The 19586-nt window shown below is 70.0% G+C and carries 11 protein-coding genes; 6 read left to right on the top strand and 5 right to left on the bottom strand.

The features are described 5' to 3' along the window. Positions 1–89 precede the first annotated feature (89 nt). Positions 90–3719, bottom strand: a complete 3630-nt coding sequence (gene otsB / locus U8D42_RS15725) for a trehalose-phosphatase (RefSeq protein ID WP_431523879.1) — start codon at positions 3717–3719, stop codon at positions 90–92. A 191-nt stretch (positions 3720–3910) separates the two neighbouring features. On the opposite strand from otsB, the gene U8D42_RS15720 reads away from it, so the two are divergent. From U8D42_RS15720 to U8D42_RS15695, 6 genes are all read left to right on the top strand, one after another. Then, positions 3911–4798, top strand: coding sequence for a universal stress protein (locus U8D42_RS15720; RefSeq protein ID WP_322859738.1), 888 nt, complete (start codon positions 3911–3913; stop codon positions 4796–4798). Positions 4799–4813: 15 nt separating this feature from the next. Beyond that, positions 4814–6274, top strand: a complete 1461-nt coding sequence (locus tag U8D42_RS15715; protein WP_322859739.1) for a nucleoside monophosphate kinase — start codon at positions 4814–4816, stop codon at positions 6272–6274. Between the two features lie 99 nt (positions 6275–6373). Beyond that, complete coding sequence (locus tag U8D42_RS15710) at positions 6374–7372, top strand: Acg family FMN-binding oxidoreductase (protein ID WP_322859740.1); 999 nt, start codon at positions 6374–6376, stop codon at positions 7370–7372. Between the two features lie 37 nt (positions 7373–7409). After that, positions 7410–8513, top strand: coding sequence for a 3-oxoacyl-ACP synthase III family protein (locus U8D42_RS15705; protein WP_322859741.1), 1104 nt, complete (start codon positions 7410–7412; stop codon positions 8511–8513). Continuing rightward, a complete protein-coding gene (locus tag U8D42_RS15700) occupies positions 8497–9384 on the top strand; it encodes a 3-oxoacyl-ACP synthase (protein WP_322859742.1) in 888 nt (295 codons plus the stop codon). Before U8D42_RS15705 ends, U8D42_RS15700 begins: the two co-directional genes overlap by 17 nt. Positions 9385–9445: 61 nt before the next feature. Further along, on the top strand, positions 9446–10696 hold the full coding sequence (locus tag U8D42_RS15695; RefSeq protein WP_322859743.1) for an HNH endonuclease signature motif containing protein: 1251 nt from the start codon (positions 9446–9448) through the stop codon (positions 10694–10696). Positions 10697–10887: 191 nt separating this feature from the next. Here the strand turns inward: U8D42_RS15695 and ppsA are convergent, their stop codons facing one another. The 4 genes from ppsA to U8D42_RS15675 are packed head-to-tail and all read right to left on the bottom strand — an operon-like array spanning position 10888 to position 19583. Continuing rightward, the gene (gene ppsA, locus U8D42_RS15690; protein ID WP_322859744.1) at positions 10888–13284 is read right to left on the bottom strand and encodes a phosphoenolpyruvate synthase; all 2397 of its coding nucleotides are present in this window, start codon (positions 13282–13284) and stop codon (positions 10888–10890) included. A 28-nt stretch (positions 13285–13312) separates the two neighbouring features. After that, positions 13313–14329: a dihydroorotate dehydrogenase-like protein gene (locus U8D42_RS15685; RefSeq protein ID WP_322859745.1), complete on the bottom strand. Its 1017-nt coding sequence runs from the start codon at positions 14327–14329 to the stop codon at positions 13313–13315. Further along, the gene (gene nifJ, locus U8D42_RS15680; RefSeq protein ID WP_322859746.1) at positions 14329–17913 is read right to left on the bottom strand and encodes a pyruvate:ferredoxin (flavodoxin) oxidoreductase; all 3585 of its coding nucleotides are present in this window, start codon (positions 17911–17913) and stop codon (positions 14329–14331) included. Before nifJ ends, U8D42_RS15685 begins: the two co-directional genes overlap by 1 nt. After that, complete coding sequence (locus U8D42_RS15675; RefSeq protein WP_322859747.1) at positions 17910–19583, bottom strand: NAD(P)-binding protein; 1674 nt, start codon at positions 19581–19583, stop codon at positions 17910–17912. Before U8D42_RS15675 ends, nifJ begins: the two co-directional genes overlap by 4 nt. Between the last annotated feature and the right edge of the window lie 3 nt (positions 19584–19586).

Here is a 19586-nt window from a genome sequence, read left to right as displayed (position 1 = left end):
TTAAGGCCCGTCACTGCCCACGTTATGGGCAGGGGGCGTGGTCCAGCAGGGCCCTTCGACCCCCCTTGCCGGGAATTTGTCACCAGGCGTCAGGCGACTCCGACGGTGTGCCCGGGCGCCAGGTGTTGCACCCGGCCTCGGCATTCCACCGCGATCGTCGCGGTGTTGCCCGCTTCGGAGGTGAGATCGGCCTCCCGCCCGCTGACCCGCAGGTGCAGTCGCTGGCCGCGATAGACGAAGGGGAACCCGATGGGGTCCAGCGCCTTCGGCCACTGTGGGCTCAGGATCAGCCGGTCGTCGCGGGTTTCCAGCCCGGTGAAGCAGCGTTGCAGCAGGTCGATGCTGCCGGCCATCGCGGCCAGGTGTATCCCCTCCGACGTGGTGCCGCCCTGGATGTCGACGATGTCGGAGGCGAGCACCTGCACGAAGTACTTCATGGCGTGGTGCCGGTTGGCGCGGGTGAGCACCCACGAATGGACGAGCGCGCTGAGCGTCGATCCGTCCGAGGTGCGGGCGAGGTAGTAGTCCACGGTCTCCGGGATGCGCTCGGGCGCAAAGCGGTAACCGAGCCGGCCGAACAGGGCCAACAACTCGTCCGACGACAGCAGGTAGAACAGCATCAGCACGTCGGCCTGCTTGGACGCTTTGTAGTTGTTCACGCTGTCGTTCTCGGCCTCCAGGATCCGGTCGAGCCGCTGGATGTTGCCGTAGCGCTGCCGGTATCGCTCCCAATCCAGCTCGGCCAGTTGGGAATAGCCTTCGAACTGGCTGATCACGTTGTCATGGAAGGGGACGAACATGCGCCGGGTCACGTGCTCCCACCGGCTCAGCTCGTCGCTGGTGAGGTCGATCTTGCCGACCAGGTCGAGGCGGTCCCGCAGCGGAAGCAGGTCCAGGGCATCCATCGCCCGCAGGATCGTCCAGACCGCCATGACATTGGTGTACGCGTTGTTGTCGATCCCGTCGTATTCCTTGCCCGGGTAGCCCGAGTGGAACTCGTCGGGGCCGATGATGCCGTTGATCGTGTACCGGCCGCGAGCTTCGTCGAAGCCGGCGAGCCCCACCCAGAACCGCGCGATCTCGACCAGCATCTCCGCGCCGTAGTCGACGAGGAGCTGCCGGTCCCCGGTCACCTGGTAGTGCTGCCAGGTGTTGTAGGCGATGGCCAGGCCCACGTGGTGGGCACGCGCGCTGGCATCCGGATTCCACCGGCCGGACTGCGGATTGAGGTGCAGTTCCTGGCTCACCTCGCGCCCGTCGCTGCCCGATTGCCACGGATACATCGCGCCCAGGTAGCCGGCTCGCCGCGCCACCCGGCGGGCCTCGGGCAGCCGACGGTAGCGGTAGAGCAGCAGTGAGCGCGCGACATTGGGCATGCGCACGCTCAGTACCGGGGAGACGAAAAGCGAGTCCCAGAAGACGTGTCCGCGGTAGGCCTCGCCGTGCAGCCCGCGCGCGGGGACCCCGGCGTCGAGTTCGGCGGTGTGCGGCGAGAGCGTCTGCAGCAGGTGCACCAGGTGCAGCCGCAGGATGCGCAGCGCGTCGAGGCCGTCGGTCAGGCCGATGCTGCACTGCTCCCACAGCAGGTCCCAGGCCCGGGCGTGCTGGCAATGCAGCTCGGCGTACCGGCCCGCGGCGTCGAGGTGCAGCTGGGCGGTGCTGGCCGGTTCGGCGATCGCGCTGTCCCGGCCTGTGAAGATCGTCGCGATCTTTTCGCAGGTGACCGATTGCCCCGCGGCCAGCTCCACCGCGATGTCATGACCGCCGCGGCCGCCTTCCCGCACGCTCTGGTACTGCGCGACGGCCCGGGCATCGCCGCACCACACGGTGCTGCGCGCGGCCACCGCGATGGCGATGCGCGACTGCGTGGTTTCGGTGCGCAGCACCACCGCGCCGTCCGCGGATTCGTCGATCACCGGCAACGAGAGGTGGGTGCTCGACAGCGAGCGATAGCGCTCCACCATGGTGTTGCGCACGCTGCCGTCCAGCAGCGACCGGAATTCCAGGGTGCCCGACCAGTTCTCCGCAACGATCGTGGTCCGCATGGCGACCAGGTGCGGCTGGTCCATCGATGCGAACCGTTCTTGGGTCATCCTCGTGATCTGCCCCGCCCCGTCGGAGAATCGCAGCGTGCGGGTCAGCGTCGCATGCCGCAGGTCGAATGTCTGGCGGTAGAACAACAGGTGGACGTCGTCGATGTGAAACCACGGACCGCCGTTGATCCGGAATGTCAGCGACAACCAGTTGGGCAGGTTGACCAGGCTCTCGTTCTCGACGATTCGGCCGGCGATCCGGTCGGACAGCGTGTTGTAGACGCCCGCGGCGTAGGTGCCCGGGTAGTGCGCCTGCGCTGCCGTGGCCTCCGGAGCGCAGCCCCGGGTGGCGACGTAGCCGTTGCCGACGGTGCACAGCGTTTCGCGCAGCCGCTCGTATGCGGGGTTATAGCCCTCGTAGACCAGTTCCCACGGATCGTGGGGCGCGGCCGCCGCGTCGCGCAGGTCGTCGGCCAGCCGCCGGACGAAGTCGGACACCGCGGGCGGGTCGGCGAGGCTGAACAACGCGGCGGAGGTGCGGTCCCCGTCCTCGTTGTGCCGCAATGCAATTCCCACCCCGTCGAACTGCACCGCGTCGAAAGCGTCTTCGTCGGTGATGTCGTCGCCGATGTAGATCGGCAACATGGTGCCCGAGCCGGCACCCTCGATCTGTTCGAGGATCCAGCGCAGCGTTCTGCCCTTGTCCCAGTCGAGGCTGGGGCGAAGCTCGATGACCTTGCGGCCCATCGTGATCCGCAGGCCGTGCGACCGCCCGAGTTTGCGCGCCGTCGCGATCACGCGGTCGACTTCGGTCGGGTCGACGTTGCGATAGTGGAGCGCGACCGCGAACCGCTTGCGCTCCAAGTGGATTCCGGAGACGTCGGTGAGCAGCTCCGCAAGCCGGTCGGCCACCCGCGTCAGGGCGTCCACCGCATCGGCGCCGGCGTTCTCCTGGTGGGTCCCATCGGGTGCGACGAGTTCGAAGCCGTGACCGGCCGCGTACCAGATCCCGTCGACCTGCACGCGTTCGCGCAGATCGCCCAGGTCGCGGCCGCTGATCACCGCGACGGGGCATTGCGCTGCCAGCGCGCGCAGCGCTTCGCGGGCGCCCTCGACGAGGGTGGCGGATTCGGGCCGGGCGGCGATCTCGGACAGTGTGCCGTCGAAGTGCAGGAACACCGCCGGCCGCCGGCTCGCCACCAGCTCTTTGAGCTGGCTGTAGACCCCCATCGCGTCGGCGATGCTCGACAACGGGGCGCCCCCGCGCCGCACCGAGATCTCCGCAAGGTCGGCGGCGACGGCGTCCGCCCCGCGGGACAGCAACCCGTCGCCCCCGCCGTTGCGCTCGAGGCCGATGACGAGGCCGAAGCCGGCGTCCCGGCCGGCCGCCACCCCCGCCTCGTCGCAGTCGATGAGGACGCAGCGCACCGGGCGCACGCCCAGTCGTGTCGACGTCATGATCAGCGCCGCGTCGACCTGCTCGGCCGTGTCGGCCGCGCCGACGGCGACGCCGACGAGTTCCTCGATTCCCGCGGCGCGCAACAGGGCGGCGCAGTCTCGGCTGGACGAATAGACGGCGGTGGCCACGCCGGCGTCGCGCGACCGCTGCAGGAATGCAGCGGTGGAATCGCGGGCCTCGACCACGCCCGGTGCCGCCTGGGCGATCACGCAGTCGAGCCCGAGGATCACCGCGTCGTGGTAGCGCTTGTCGACGGTGACTGGCGATTCGGACACGCCTGTGACGATGCCACAGCGCGGGCGCCGATCAAGGGCCGTCGGCGCAGGCGAGGCCTCATGGCCATGCGGTTGGTGACTAAAGCCTCATGATCGACGGTGGTTCGCGCCATAGCGTTTTGGGCGAGGAGAGGGAGAACATCATGTCTGCACTTGCAAACCGCCACGGCATCGTCGTCGGGATCGACGGATCGCCGGCCTCCAACGCCGCCGTCTGCTGGGCGGCCCGGGACGCGGCCCTGCGGCACGTCCCGCTGACCGTGGTCCACATGGTCAACGCCACCGTGCCGATGTATCCCGCCCTGCCTTTGTCGACCGGTGTGGCGGTGTGGCAGGAGGAGCAGGGCCGCGAGGTGCTCGAGCAGGCCGTCAAGATCGCCGAGGAGGCCGTCACCACCGACCGCAAGGTCGACGTCCGCAGCGAGCTCAGGTGTGCACCCCCGGTGCCCACCCTGGTCGAGATGTCCAAAGAGGCCGAGATGGTGGTCGTGGGCAGCAACGGGCGCGGGGCGCTGGGCAGGCTGTTGCTGGGTTCGGTGAGCAGCGCCGTGGTGCGCGGCGCGCGCTGCCCGGTCGCAGTGATCCGCGACGAGGATCCGCTCATGGAGCATCCCCAGCAGGCCCCGGTGCTGGTGGGCATCGACGGCTCACCCGCCTCGGAGGCCGCGGTGGGCGTGGCGTTCGACGAAGCGTCGCGTCGCGGTGTGCAGCTGACCGCCGTGCACGCCTGGAGCGACGTGGACGTCTTCGAACTGCCCGGGGTGGATTGGTCGGCGGTGAGGTCGGAGGCCGAGCGGAGCCTGGCCGAGCAATTGGCCGGCTGGCAGGAACGCTATCCCGACGTCACCGTGCAACGCATCGTCGTCGCCGACCGGCCGGCCCGCCAGCTCATCGAACAATCGGAGTCCGCGCAACTCGTGGTCGTGGGCAGCCACGGCCGCGGCGGGCTGTCCGGCATGCTGCTTGGGTCGGTGAGCAACGCCGTCGTGCACTCGGTGCGCATGCCCGTCATCGTGGCGCGACCCTCGTAGAGCCGCCGCGCCGCCGTGCCGTATCTCGAGCTGCACGAAACCCACACGGGCGTCGTGATTCTCGCCGGCGACCGCGCATACAAAGCCAAGAAGCCGGTGCTGACCGACTTTCTCGACTTCCGCGCGCCGCAGCAGCGCGAGCACGCCTGCCGCCGGGAGGTCGAACTCAACAGCCGGCTCTCGCCCGAAAGCTACCTCGGCGTCGCCCACCTCACCGACCCGCTCGGCGGGCCGGCCGAGCCGGTCGTGGTCATGCGGCGCTACCGCGACGAGGACCGCCTCGCGCACCTGGTGGCCCACGACACTTCAGAGTCCGTGCACCGCGTGCTGGACGCGATCGCGGCCGTGTTGGCCCGGTTCCACGACCGCGCCGAGCGCGGCGAGCGGATCGACGCCCAGGGCCGGGCGGCCGCGATCGAGGGGCGCTGGCAGGAGAACCTGTCCGAATTGGAACGGTATGCAAAGCAACCGATCCCGGGCGTAGCCGAAAGTGAGGTAGCCCATCTGCAGCGCCTGGTGGCCCAGTTCGTCGCCGGGCGCGCGTCGCTGTTCGCGCGGCGCATCCGCGAGGGGTGCATCGTCGACGGGCACGGTGACCTGCTCGCCGACGACATCTTCTGGGTCGGGGGCACCCCGGCGCTGCTGGACTGCCTGGAGTTCGACGACCGGCTGCGCCACGTCGACTGCATCGACGACGCCGCCTTCCTCGCGATGGACCTGGAGTTTCTGGGCCACAAGGACTTCGGTGACTACTTCCTGCAGCGCTACGCCGAGCACGCGGGTCGGGCGGCGCCACCGGCGCTGTCCGACTTCTACATCGCCTACCGGGCCGCGGTGCGGGCGAAGGTGGACTGCGTCCGCGTTTCGCAGGGCAGCCCGGGGGCGTCCGACGACGCCGCCCGCCACCTGGCCATCGCCACGCGGCACCTGCAGAGCGGCACCGTTCGCCTTGTGCTTGTCGGCGGCAACCCGGGCACCGGGAAGTCCACCGTGGCCCGCGGTCTGGCCGAATCGTTTGGTGCACGGCTTATTTCCACCGACGACGTACGCCGGGAGCTTCGGGACTCGGGCGCCATCGCCGGTGAGCCCGGCGTGCTGAACGCCGGGCTCTACAGCCCTGACCAGGTCGCGGTGGTCTACGAGACCGCCCTGAGCCGCGCGCGGCAATTGCTGGGCGAGGGGCACTCGGTGATCCTCGACGGCACCTGGCGCGATCCGCGGACGCGCGAGGCGGCTCACCGGCTGGCCACCGAGACCCACTCGGCGCTGGTCGAATTCGTGTGCTCGGCGACGGCCGACGTGGCGGCCGACCGGATCAAGACCAGGCCCGCGGGCAATTCGGAGGTGACCCCGGAGATCGCCGCCGCCCTGGCTGCCGGGCACGCCGACTGGGACGGCGCGCACCGGATCGACACCTCGCGGCGCCCGGACGTGGTCGTTCGCGAGGCGCACGAGCTCTGGGTACGCGCGACGTGACGGCCCTCAGGAGGTTCCAACGTCCCGGCCGTCGGGGACCAACGGCCCTGCCCGCACCCGCCGCACGGGCATACAGTTTGCCTCACCGAAGTCGACGAAATGGTGGAGATGGACGCGAAAGTGCCGACCGAGCAGGTCATCCGGGACGCGGTGACGCTCGCGTGCCGTGCGCCTTCGCTGCACAACAGCCAGCCCTGGCGGTGGGTGGCCGACGGCACGAGGCTGCATCTGTGGGCTGACCCGCGCCACGCGATGCACGCCACCGACCACACCGGCCGGGAGCTGATCCTGAGCTGCGGCGCCGTCCTCGACCACCTGCGGGTCGCCATGGCCGCCGCGGGCTGGGAAAGCGTCACCGAACGTTTTCCCACCGAGGGCAGACCGGATCACCTCGCGAGTGTGGGCTTTCTGCCCGTCGAGAACGTGACGGCGCAGTGCCGGCTGCGGGCCGACGCGATCCTTCGCCGCCGCACCGACCGGCTGCCCCTGGGCGCACCGACCGCGTGGCCCACGCTGTATTCGGCCCTGAGCCGCGCGGTGACTCCGTACGACGTGTCGCTGGACGTGGTCGACGACGACGAGCGGCCGAGGCTGGCCGAGGCGTCGCGGCTCACCGAGCAGTTGCGCCGAAGCGATACGTCCTACCTCACCGAATTGCGTTGGTGGACATCACCCTTCGAGGCGAACGCCGACCATGTGCCCGAAAGCGCCCTGCTGTCCAGCTCCGAGGCCGCGCGCGTCGACATCGCCCGCGCGTTCCCGCCGGCGGGCGGGGGCAGCCGTCGCGCCGCGATCGAGGTGGACCACTCCAAGATCGTAGTCCTGTCCACCCCTCACGACGATGCGCCGGCCGAAGTGCTGCGCTGCGGTGAGGCGCTGTCGGCGGTGCTGCTCGAATGCACGTTGGCAGGCATGGCCACCTGCACGCTGACCCACATGACGGAGATGTCGCAGAGCCGCGACATCATCAGGCAGATCACCGGCGGCTCCGGCCAGCCGCAGCTGCTGATCCGGGTCGGCCGGTCACCGGCCAAGGACCCACACGCGAAACCCACCGCCCGGCGTCCGGTGACCGAAGTCCTCGAGATGCGTGGGTGACCGACATGCCAAGGACGATGCCAAGGAGGTGCCATCGATGACCAGGCACTGGCTGGTGATGGAAACAACCGGGACGGGCGGTGCGGCGCCCTTCGTCGCGCGGGTCGCGGCCGCGGGCCGGCATCTGCCCGGAACCCACCTGACGACCGACGAGCTGATGGCGTCCACCCGCCACCGCACCCACATCGACCTGGAACGGCTGACCGGGATCCGCGAACGCCGGGTGTCGGTGGGCGACGAGGATTCCTACACCCTGGCCAGCTCGGCGGCGCTGAATTGCCTGGCCACCGCGCAGCAGGATCCGGCGGCGCTGGACGTGGTGATCAGCTGCAGCATCACCAAGTTCCGCGACGGGCTGACCCAGTGGCTCGAGCCGACCATGAGCAGCGCCGTGGCGCGCGGGATCGGGGCGGTGAACGCGATGACGTTCGACGTGTCCAACGCGTGCGCCGGAATGCTTACGGGCGTGACGATTTTGAACAACTGGATCCGCCAGGGCGTCGTCGAGCGCGGGCTGGTCGTCAGCGGCGAGTACATCTCGCAGCTCGGTAACAACGCCGCCCGGCACATCCGCAACATCATGAGCAAGGAGCTGGCCTCCCTGACGCTGGGCGATGCCGGCGCGGCGCTGCTGCTGGAGCGGGCGCCGGCCGGTTCGGCCGGCATCGCCCTGGCCGGCTTCACCACCGTCGCCGACTACAGCCGGCTCTGTCTGGCGTATCCGCAGGGGGGCGACCCGGGCGCGCGGATGTTCACCAACTCCCGCGCCATCCAGAAGGCCGCGATCGCCAACACTCCGCTGCTGTTGAGCGAAGTGCTTGACACCGTTGGCCTTTCGATCCACGACATCGACCACGTGATCACCCACCAGACGTCCGCGCGCGCCATCCGCAAGGGAATGGCCCGGATGTCGGAGGTGTTCGGCGACAGCCCTCGCCACGACGCGGTGATCACCGTCGACCGCTACGGCAACACCGCCTCCACGACCCACACGGTGGCGCTCGTCGAGGAACTCGAGGCCGGGCGGATCAGGCCCGGGGAGCGAATTGCGTTGCTGGCCTTGGCCTCCGGGCTGGAGATCGGTGTGGTCTTGTTGACCCTGGACGAGGATGTGGTGAGCCGCTATGGGCACGGTGATTGATAGGATCGACGTCTCGCATTCGCGGCTGCGCGGGCGCCACAGCGCGTTGCACCTGGCCGTCGTCGCCGCCAAGGACTGCCTGAAGCGGGCCGGATGCGATGCCTCGGACCTCGACCTGGTCGTCAACGCCGGCATCTACCGCGACCGCAACCTCGGTGAGCCGGCGCTCGCCGCGCTGATCCAGGACGACATCGGCGCCAATCCGGAGGACCCGCACGCCGGCGCCCACGGGACCTTCTCCTTCGACATCGCCAACGGCACGTGCGGGCTGCTGACGGCGCTGCAGATCGTCGACGGGTTCATGCGCAGCCGCGCGATCCGGCGCGCGCTGGTGGTCGCCAGCGACGCCGACCCCGGACACGGGATGAGCGAGCACTTCCCGTTCTCGGCGGCCGGCGCGGCGATGCTGTGCGGCTGGTCCGACGACGACTACGGCCTCAGCCGGGTCTCCTGGGTGAACGACCCGAGTGAAACCGGCGACGAAACATTCAGCGCCACAGTGGGTTTCGCTGATTCCCGCAACGTCCTGCGCTTCTGTCAGTCGGCGGCGAGGGACGAGCGGTTCGCCGCGGCGGCCGGGCGGGCGGTGGCGGCGTGCCTACAGGAGCAGTCGGTGCGGCTGTCCGACGTCGACGCGATCGTCGCCGCCCCCGCCCGGCCCGGATACCGCACCGCGCTGGGCGCCCGGCTGGGCGTGCCGGCCGAGGCGATCAGCGTCGCCGACGACGAACGCATGCACACAGCCGCCCTGGCCGCCGCGTTCGGTCAGCGGGCCGAGCGGTTGCCGGCGGGCGCGCGGGTCCTGTTCGTCGCGGCCGGGGCCGACGTCGTCGCCGGCGCCGCCCTCTATCGCCAGCCACCGCGCGGCTGAGATCGCGCCCGCGAGCGGTAGTCGCGGCGCACTTGTCGTACCCGGCCGCGAGAATGGTGTTATGTCTTCGACCGCATCTGTTGGCGCCGTGGTGGTAAGTCCCGGCGAGCGTCTTGAGGTGTTGTTCGAGGAGTTGGCGGAGTTGGCCGGTCAGCGCAACGCGATCGATGGGCGCATCGTGGAGATCGTGGCCGAGATCGATCGCGACCAGCTGGGCGGGGTCACCGGGGCGCGCTCGGTGCCGGCGTTGGTGGCCTGGAAGCTGGGCTGCTCGCCGGCCAACGCGCACACGATCGCCACCGTCGCGGGCCGGCTGGAGGAGTTCCCGCGCTGCGTGGAGGGCTTGCGGGATGGGCGGCTGTCGCTGGATCAGGTCGGCGTCATCGCCGCGCGCGGCGGGCGGGGATCCGATGAGCACTATGCGCAGCTGGCGCAGGTGGCCACGGTCAACCAGCTGCGCACCGCGGTCAGGCTGGAACCGCGACCCTGCCCCGATCCTCGGCCCGAGCCTGAGTGCTCGATCACCACGACCCGTACCGAGGCGGGCAGCTGCTACCGGATCGCACTTCCCCGCCAGGACGCCGCCAAGTTCGACGCGGCGCTGGCCTCGCATCGTGAGGCGTTGATCGCCGAGTGGAAGCGCGATCACGGCGCGGGCCGTGGCGATTCAGATCGGCGGCCCCCGTTGCCTGGCACCGCCGAGGCGTTTCTGCGTTTGGTCGAGGCGGGGTGGGACGCCGAGGCGACACGGCGGCCGCACGGGCAGCACACCACGGTGGTGGTGCACCTCGACGTTGAGCAGCGCGCGGCCGCGCTGCATCTGGGTCCGCTGCTGTCCGACGCCGAACGCCGCTACCTGACCTGTGATGCCACCTGTGAGGTCTGGTTCGAACGGCACGGCGAGCCCATCGGCGCGGGCCGTACCACCCGCACCGTCAACCGGCGGCTTCGCCGCGCGCTGGAGTATCGCCACCCCATGTGCGCGGTTCCCGGCTGTGGCGCGACCCGCGGTCTGCACGCCCACCACATCCGGCACTGGGAAGACGGCGGCCCCACCGAGCTGGCCAATCTGGTGCTGCTCTGCCCGTATCACCACCGGCTGCACCACCGCGGCGTCATCACCATCACCGGGAGCCCAGAGGCTCTCGTCATCACCGACAGCGCCGGCCGCGCACTGAGCCCGGGATCGCTGGCGCACCCACCCACTGGGCCCCCACCGGCTGTCGCGCCGTGCCCGGGGCCCACCGGCGAGCGCGCCGACTGGTGGTGGTACGAACCCTTCCAGCCCCAACCACCACCGACGACCAATTAGCCCGGTTACCGGGGGGCCCGGGATCGAAGCCCAACGACATTGGGCCATCGCAAGATTCGTTCAGCGCTGGCTGGCTGGCTGGCTACCTGTCGAGTCGCGGACACCGGTGCCGACAACCCTTGCGCCCGCGCACTCGAATCGAACATTAACTCACAAATGACCCAGCCGGGCCGCGGTGGCAATCGGTCGATTCAGCGGGCAGCTGCCACCTGCTGCTCGAGGTCCAGGATCTGCCGCGTGGTCTTGACCACCACGTCGGGGTTGAGGCTGATCGAGTCGATGCCACAGCGAACCAGGAACTCGGCCATGTCGGGGTAGTCCGACGGCGCCTGACCGCACAACCCGGAGTGAATCCCGTTGCGGCGGCAGCCCTCCACGGCCAGGCGGATCATCTCCTTGACGCCCTCGTCGCGTTCGTCGTAGTCGAAGGCCACGATCTCGCTGTCCCGGTCGACGCCGAGGGTCAACTGGGTGAGGTCGTTGGACCCGATGGAGAAGCCGTCGAAGCGCTTGGCGAACTCGTCGATGAGGATGACGTTGTTGGGGATCTCGCACATCGCGTACACCTTGAGCCCGTTCTCACCGCGATGCAGACCGTGTTTGGCCATCTCCGCCAGGACCAGGTCGGCCTCGGCCACCCGCCGCACGAACGGCAACATCAGCACGACGTTGGTCAGGCCCATCTGTTCGCGCACCCGCTTCATGGCACGGCACTCCAGCGCGAATCCCTCGGCGTAGGCCGGGTGCGCATAGCGCGAGGCGCCGCGGAATCCGATCATCGGGTTGCTCTCGACGGGCTCGAAGGCGGTCCCGCCGATCAGGCTGGCGTATTCGTTCGTCTTGAAGTCCGACATCCGCACCACCACGGGCTTGGGCCAGAAGGCGGCCGCGATGGTGCCGATCCCCTCGGAGAGCCGCTGCACGAAGAACTCGCCCCCGTCGGCATGGCCCTGGGTGAGTCGGGCGATCGTCCGGCGGGCCTCGGGGTCGTGGACCTTGTCGGGATGCAGCAGGGCCAGCGGGTGAACCTTGATGTATTCGCTGACGATGAACTCCATCCGGGCAAGCCCGACACCGTCACTGGGCAGGAACGACGTCTTGAAGGCGAGGTCGGGGTTGCCGAGGTTGATCATGATCTCGGTGCGGGGCCGCGCCAGGTCGGCCACTTCCGTGCGGTCCACGTGGAAGCCGACCTCGCCGCGGTAGACACGCCCCGTGTCGCCCTCCACGCAGGACACCGTGACGACCTCGCCGTCCGGCACGCTCGCGGTGGCGTCGCCCGCCCCCACCACGGCCGGGATGCCGAGTTCGCGCGCGATGATCGCCGCGTGGCAGGTGCGCCCGCCCCGGTTGGTGACGACGGCGGCCGCCGTCTTCATGACCGGTTCCCAGTCCGGCGTGGTGATGTCGGCGATCAGAACCTGGCCGGGTTGGAACTCCGACAGTTGATCGAGGTGCTCTATCCGTTTCGCCACGCCGGTGGCCACCTTCTCGCCGACCGACCGGCCCTCGGCGAGTACCTCGCCTCTGCCTTCCAGGACGTAACTCTCCACCGTCGTCAGGCTGCGCTGGGAGGCCGCCGTCTCGGGGCGGGCCTGGACGATGTAGAGCTTCCCGTCGAGACCGTCTTTGGCCCACTCGATGTCCATCGGCCGCCCGTAATGCCGTTCGATGGCGCAGGCGTAGCCGGCCAATTCGAGGACGTCCTCATCGGTGATGCAGAAGTGGGCGCGGTCGGCCTTGGGCGTGGGAATGTTGCGGGTGGTGTGCTTCGTTCCGCCCTCGACGAAGACCATCTTCACGGCCTTGTCGCCGACCAGGCGGCGCAGCACGGCGCGGTGGCCGGCCAGGTATGTCGGCTTGTGGACGTAGAACTCGTCGGGGTCGACGGCGCCCTGCACCACGTTCTCGCCGAGCCCGTAGGCGCCGGTGATGAACACGACGTCGTTGAAGCCCGACTCGGTGTCGATGGTGAACATGACGCCCGACGAGGCGAGGTCGGAGCGCACCATTTTCATCACGCCGATCGACAGCGCGACCTTGAAGTGGTCGAAGCCCTGGTCGATGCGATAGTGGATGGCCCGATCGGTGAACAGGCTGGCAAAACAGCGGCGGCACGCGTCGAGCAGGCTCTCGGCCCCCGTGACGTTGAGAAAGGTCTCCTGCTGGCCGGCGAAGCTCGCCGTCGGGAGGTCCTCCGCGGTGGCCGAGCTGCGAACCGCCAGGCTGACATCCTCGCCGTACTCGTCTTGCAGCATCCGGTAGGCGGCCACGATCTCGGCGGCCAGGTCGTCGGGAAGGCCTGCGCCGTAGACGATCTCGCGGGCACGTTTGCCTTTGCGCGCCAGCGCGGCCACGTCGCCCGGGTCCAGATCGTCGAGCTCGGCGTGTAGCGCGTCCCATGCCCCGGCGCTGTCCAGGACGTGCTTGTAGGCCCCGGCGGTCGTCGCGAACCCGTGCGGCACCCGGATGCCCTGCCCGGACAGCTTCTGGAACATCTCGCCGAGCGAGGCGTTCTTTCCGCCGACCAGCGGGACGTCGCTGATGCCGACCTCCTCGAAGAAGCGAATGTAGGTCAAGCCGCTCATCGTCTCTTTCCTCCCTGTAGTTACCGCGTCAATATGCTTCGTAGATACCGTTGTTCGCCTTGCGGACCGCCCAGACGTAATCCGCGCGTTCGCGGAGTCCGGAGTGCTCGGTGTCGGGCGCGGCCAGCAGCCCGCGCGCCTCGGCGAGGGACTGAAAGCCCTTGCGGGCCATCCACTCCGACAGCCCCCGCAGCAGCACGCCCGCGTAGTCTGGACCGTGGCGCAGCAGCGCGGACGCCGACTGCACGACGTCCGCCCCGGCGAGCAGGTACTTGACCACGTCGCCGGCGAGCTCCACGCCGGTGCTGGCGGCCAGCGAGGCGCGAATCCGGCCGCTCAGCAACGCGATCCAGGTCAGCGGCACGCGCGTTTCGGCCGCCGTCGACAGCGTCACGGTGCGCACCGCGGTGAGCGTCTCGGGGTCGATGTCGGGCTGCAGGAACCGGTTGAACAGCACCAGCCCGTCGGCGCCCGCCGCGTCCAGCCGGTGCGCCATCTCGGCGGTCGCGCTGAAGTACGGGCTGAGTTTGACTGCGACCGGGATGCCGGTCGCGCTTTTGACCTCGGCCAGCACGTCGAGGTGGCGCTGCTCCACCGCGCGGCCGTCCACGCCGGCGTCGCCGGGGAGGTAATAAATGTTCAACTCGATCGCCGCCGAGCCGGCGTCCTGCATGCGGCGGGCGTAGTGCGCCCAGTTGCCGGGCGTGGACGCGTTGAGGCTGCCGATCACGGGGACGTCGACCGCGGCGACCGCTCGCTCGAGCTGGCGCAGGTAGCGCTCGGGCCCGCCGTTGCCTGACGATTCGACGGTGGCGGGGAAGTAGCTGAGCGACTCGGCGTAGCCTTCGCTGCCCTGCAACGCCATTCGCTCGTTGTGCGCCGCCTCGCGGCGCAGTTGCTCCTCGAACAGCGAGTACAGCACCACCGCCCCGACGCCCGCGTCGGCGAGCCGGCGCACCCCGTCGACCGTGGTGCTCAGCGGGGATGCCGATGCCAGCAGGGGGTTGCGCAGCCTCAGGCCCAGGTAGTGGGTGGTCAGGTCCATCAGCCCTCCCTCCGCGGCGTCGGAGGGGATCCCGCTTTGGCGGGAAAGTCGTGCGGGTCGCGGGAGGCCATGTCCTCGTAGACGTTCCAGTGCTGGTCGATGGACTCCTGCGCCAGCGCCGCAAGCCGTTCGGCCTCGTCGGGGTCGGTGTTGGCCAGGCTCCGGTAGCGCAGCTCGCGGTTGCGGTAGTCGGCCAGGGGAATGCGGGGCCGGTGCGAATCCAGCAAGAACGGCGGGTCTCCGGTGGCGCGCAGCACCGGGTCGTAGCGGATCAGCGGCCAGTGCCCGCTGGCGACGGCGCGGTGCTGCTGATCCAGGCCGTTGCGCATCTCGAAGCCGTGCGCGATGCAGTGGCTGTAGGCGATGATCAGCGACGGCCCGTCGTAGGCCTCGGCCTCGCGGAAGGCCAGCAGCGTCTGTTGCGGGTCGGCGCCCATGGCGACGCGCGCGACATACACGTTGCCGTACGAAATAGCCTGTAACGCCAAATCTTTGCGCGGCACGGTCTTGCCGCCGGCGGCGAACTTGGCCACCGCCCCCAGCGGTGTGCTCTTCGACATCTGTCCGCCGGTGTTCGAATAAACCTCGGTGTCGAGCACCAGCACGTTGACGTTGTGCCCGCTGGCGAGCACGTGGTCGAGCCCGCCGGCGCCGATGTCGTAGGCCCACCCGTCCCCGCCGACGATCCACACGCTGCGGCGCACCAGATGCTCGATTACGCTTTGCAATTCGTCGCCGACCTGCAGCCGGTCGACCCGGCCGCGCAGCTCGGCGACGCGGCGGCGCTGCTCGTCCAGTTCGGATTCGCGGCGCTGCGGGGCGGCCAGGGCGGCGTCGACGAGGTCGGGGCCCAGCGCGTCACGCAGTTCGGTCAGCCGCTGGCGGGCCTGGCGGAGATGGGTGTCGGCGGCCAGCCGCAGCCCGAGGCCGAATTCGGCGTTGTCCTCGAACAACGAGTTCGACCAGGCGGGCCCGCGCCCCTCGGCGTTGGCCGTCCAGGGCGTGGTGGGCAGGTTGCCGCCGTAGATCGACGAGCAGCCGGTGGCATTGGCGATCACCAACCGGTCCCCGAAAAGCTGCGACAGCAATTTGAGGTAGGGCGTTTCCCCGCAACCGGCGCACGCGCCGGGGAATTCGAACAGGGGCTGCAGGAACTGCGTGCCGCGGACGGTGCCGAAATCGACCCTCGAGCGGTCGGCCACCGGCAGCGTCTCGAAGAACGCGATGTTCTCACGTTCGGGGGCGACCAGCGGTTCGCGCGGCGCCAGGTTGATCGCCTTAATCACCGGCGTGCCGGGCACCACGGCGGGGCAGGCCTGGACGCACAGGTCGCATCCGGTGCAGTCCTCGACGTAGACCTGCAGGGTGTAGCGGGCGTTGGGCAGGCCGACCGCGTCGAGCGGTGCCGAAGGGAACGTCGCGGGCGCGTCCTCGAGGTGTTCCTGGTCGTAGAACTTGGTGCGAATCACGCTGTGCGGGCACACGAACGAGCAGTTGCCGCACTGGATGCAGGTGTCGGGGTCCCAGACGGCGACGAGGTCGGAGATGTTGCGCTTCTCGTAGGCGGCAGTGCCGCTGGGGTAGGTGCCGTCGATCGGCAGGGCGCTGACGGGCAGCGCGTCGCCGCGGCCGGCGATCATCTCGCCGGTCACCGCCCGCACGAATTCGGGGGCGTCGGGTCCGACCGGCGGTTCGAGCGCGACGACCGACGTCGCGGTGTCCGGGACGTCGACCTGGTGCAGCCGTTGCAGGGCGCGGTCGGCGGCCTCGGCCTCGCGGGCCACCACGTCGGCACCCTGCCCGGCGTACGTCTTGGCCGCGCTGTCCTTGATCCGGGCGAGCGCCTGTTCCAGCGGCAGCACACCGGAGATGGCGAAAAAACAGGTCTGCAGGACGATGTTGATCCGTCCGGCGAGCCCCACCTCGCGGGCGATGCCGCTGGCGTCGACGACGTACAGCCGGATGCGCTTGTCGAGGATCTGGCGCTGCACGCTGCCCGGCAGGGCGTCCCACACCTTCTCGGGCGGACGTCTCGTGTTGACCAACAGCGCGGCGTTCTCGGCGGCGCCACCCAGCACGTCCAGCTTGTGCAGGAACCGCTCGTGGTGGCAGCCGACGAAGGAGGCCCGCTGCACCAGGTAGGGCGCGCGAATCGGCTCGGGCCCGAACCGAAGGTGCGAAACCGTCTGCGAGCCGGATTTTTTCGAGTCGTAGACGAAGTAGCCCTGGGCGTAGAGGTCCTCCTCGCCGCCGAGGATCTTGATCGTGTTCTTGTTGGCGCCGACGGTGCCGTCGGAGCCGATGCCGAAGAACACCGCGCGCACCGTGTTGGCCGGCTCGATGTCGAAGGCCGGGTCGTACTCGATACTCGTCCGACTCACGTCGTCGTCGATGCCCACGGTGAAGCGGGGCCGGGGCCGGTCGCGGGCCAGTTCGGCGAACACGCCGGCGACCATGGCCGGGGTGAATTCCTTCGACGACAGCCCGTAGCGCCCGCCGCACACCATCGGCAGCGCCGACCGTTCGCCGCTCACATACGCCTCGGCGAGGGCGGCGACGACGTCCAGATACAGCGGCTCGCCGTGCGAGCCGGGTTCCTTGGTCCGGTCGAGCACGCCGACCGCGCGGACGGTCGGCGGCAGGGCGGCCAGCAGCGCCCGCACCGGGAACGGCCGGTACAGCCGCAGCCGCAGCACCCCGACCCGCTCGCCGCGCGCGACCAGGGCCGCCACCGTCGCGGCGGCGGTCTCGGCGCCGGATCCCATGAGCACGACCACCCGTTCGGCTTGCGGGTGACCGGTGTACTCGACGATGCGCATCGGCCGCCCGGTGCGGCGGCCGAGCTCGGCCATCAGGTCCTCGACCACCTCGGGCACCCGGGCGTAGAACGGGTTCACGGTCTCGCGCGCCTGGAAATAGGTGTCGGGATTCTGCGCGGTGCCGCGGATGAACGGCCGCTCCGGGGAAAGGGCGCGCTCCCGGTGCGCCAGCACCAGCTCCTCGGGAACCAGGGCCCGCAGGTCGTCGTCGTCGAGCAGCTCGATGGTGTTCAGCTCGTGCGAGGTGCGGAAGCCATCGAAGAAGTGCACGAACGGGATTCGGGTGCGCAGCGTGGCCGCCTGCGCGACCAGGGCCAGGTCGTGGGCCTCCTGTACCGAGGCCGACGACAGCAGCGCGAAGCCGGTCTGGCGCGCGGCCATCACGTCCTGATGGTCACCGAAAATCGAAAGACCTTGCGCGGCAATCGACCTGGCCGCAACGTGGATCGCCACGGAAGTCAGCTCGCCGGCGATCTTGTACATGTTCGGGATCATCAGCAACAGGCCCTGCGACGAGGTGAACGTCGTGGCCAGCGCGCCGCCCTGCAGGGCGCCGTGCAGCGCTCCGGCGGCCCCGCCCTCGCTCTGCATCTCCACCACCGTGGGCACGGTGCCCCAGACGTTGGGCCGGTGCCGGCTCGACCAGTCGTCGGCCAGCTCCGCCATCGGCGAGGAGGGGGTGATCGGGTAGATGCAGCACACCTCGTTGAGGCGGTAGGCCACCGACGCCGCCGCCTCGTTGCCGTCGATCGTGGCGCGCGTCACCGGGGCTCCGGGATCATCTCGATGGCGTGCACCGGGCACTGCTCGTAGCAGGTGGCGCAACCGGTGCAGCGGTCGTAGTCGAAGCGGTAGCGGTGACCCGGTCCCAGCTTGATCACCGCGTCCTCCGGGCAGGCGCCCAGGCAGCCGTCGCACTCGAAGCAGTTGCCGCACGATAGGCACCGGCCGGCCTCGAACGTCGCGGCCGGTGCCGACAGGCCACCGACCACCTCGTCGAACCCGCTAATGCGTTGTGCGGCGGGAAGTTCGGGCTCGGTGCGCCGGGAGGCGTCGCCGAAGTACCACGGGTGCAGCAGGTCGAACTCCGCGGTCGGATTTTTGGGGGCGCGCTGCCCGTCGACGCCGCGCAGCCACGCATCGATGTGCCGGGCCGCCTTCTTGCCGTGCCCGACGGCGACCGTCACGGTGCGCTCGCAGGGCACCATGTCGCCGCCGGCGAACACCCCCGGGCAGCCGGTCATCAGCGACGACGACACGCGCACGGAACCGTCGTCGTCGAACTCCACGCCGGGCAGGCTGCGCATGAACGCCGACTCGGTCTCCTGCCCCAGGGCCATGATCACGGTGTCGGCCGCCAGCGTCTCGAATTGCCCGCTCGGCACCGGACGTCCGGATTCGTCGAGTCGCATGAGCTCCACCTGGAGTTCGGGGCCGTCGAAGGCGGTGATCGTGCGCAGCCAGTGGATCCGCACGCCCTCGCGCTCGGCCTCCTGCACCTCGTGGGAGTGCGCGGGCATTTGGGCCGCCGTGCGGCGGTAGATGATGACGGCGTCCTCGGCGCCGAGCCGGCGCGCGACGCGCGCGGCGTCCACCGCGGTGTCGCCGCCGCCGTACACGGCGACGCGGCGGCCGAGTTCGGGTGTTTCGCCGACGGCGACGGCGCGCAGGAAGGAGACCGCATCCAGCATCGAAGCGGCATCGGCGGCCGGGATGTCCACGCGCTTGGCGAGGTGGGCACCGACTGCGACGAACACCGCGTCGAAACCCCCGGCGTCGCGCTCGGCGCCCAGGTCCTCCACCCGGTGCCCGCACGTGAACTCCACGCCAAGCGCGGCGATTCGGTCGATCTCGGCGTCCAGCACGTCGCGGGGCAGCCGGTATTTCGGGATGCCGTAGCGCATCATCCCGCCCGGCTGCGCACCGGTGTCACGGACCTCCACCAGGTGGCCGAGCCGCGCGAGGTGATAGGCGGCCGACAGCCCGCTGGGGCCGGCGCCGACCACCAGCACCCGCTTGCCCGTCGGCTGCGGCGGGTGGTCGAACCGCCATCCCTGCGCGCGCGCGGTGTCGCCGAGGAACCGTTCCACCGCGTGGATCGACACCGAGGAGTCCAGATGCGCCCGGTTGCAGACGGATTCGCAGGGGTGGTAGCAGACGCGGCCGTGGATCGCGGCGAAGGGGTTGTCGGCGGTCAGCTGCCGCCAGGCTTGCTCGAAGCGTCCGGTCCGGGCGTGGGCGAGCCACGCCTGGATGTTCTCGCCGGCGGGGCAACCGGCGTTGCACGGCGGCAGCAGATCGACGTAGATCGGGCGGCGTTCGCGGACCGGGCCCGCGCGCGGCCGCCCGTGCAGGAGGTCGGGCAGTGCGGTCAGGTCGGTGCGGGACGCGGCGGCGAAAGCATCTGCCTCGCTGCTCAATTGCTGTCCCTGCACCCC

The sequence above is a fragment of the Mycobacterium europaeum genome (assembly GCF_034555895.2).
In the GTDB taxonomy this organism is placed as follows: domain Bacteria; phylum Actinomycetota; class Actinomycetes; order Mycobacteriales; family Mycobacteriaceae; genus Mycobacterium; species Mycobacterium europaeum.
Note: the sequence above shows the minus strand (reverse complement) of the source record. Positions and strands in the feature narration are given on the sequence as shown.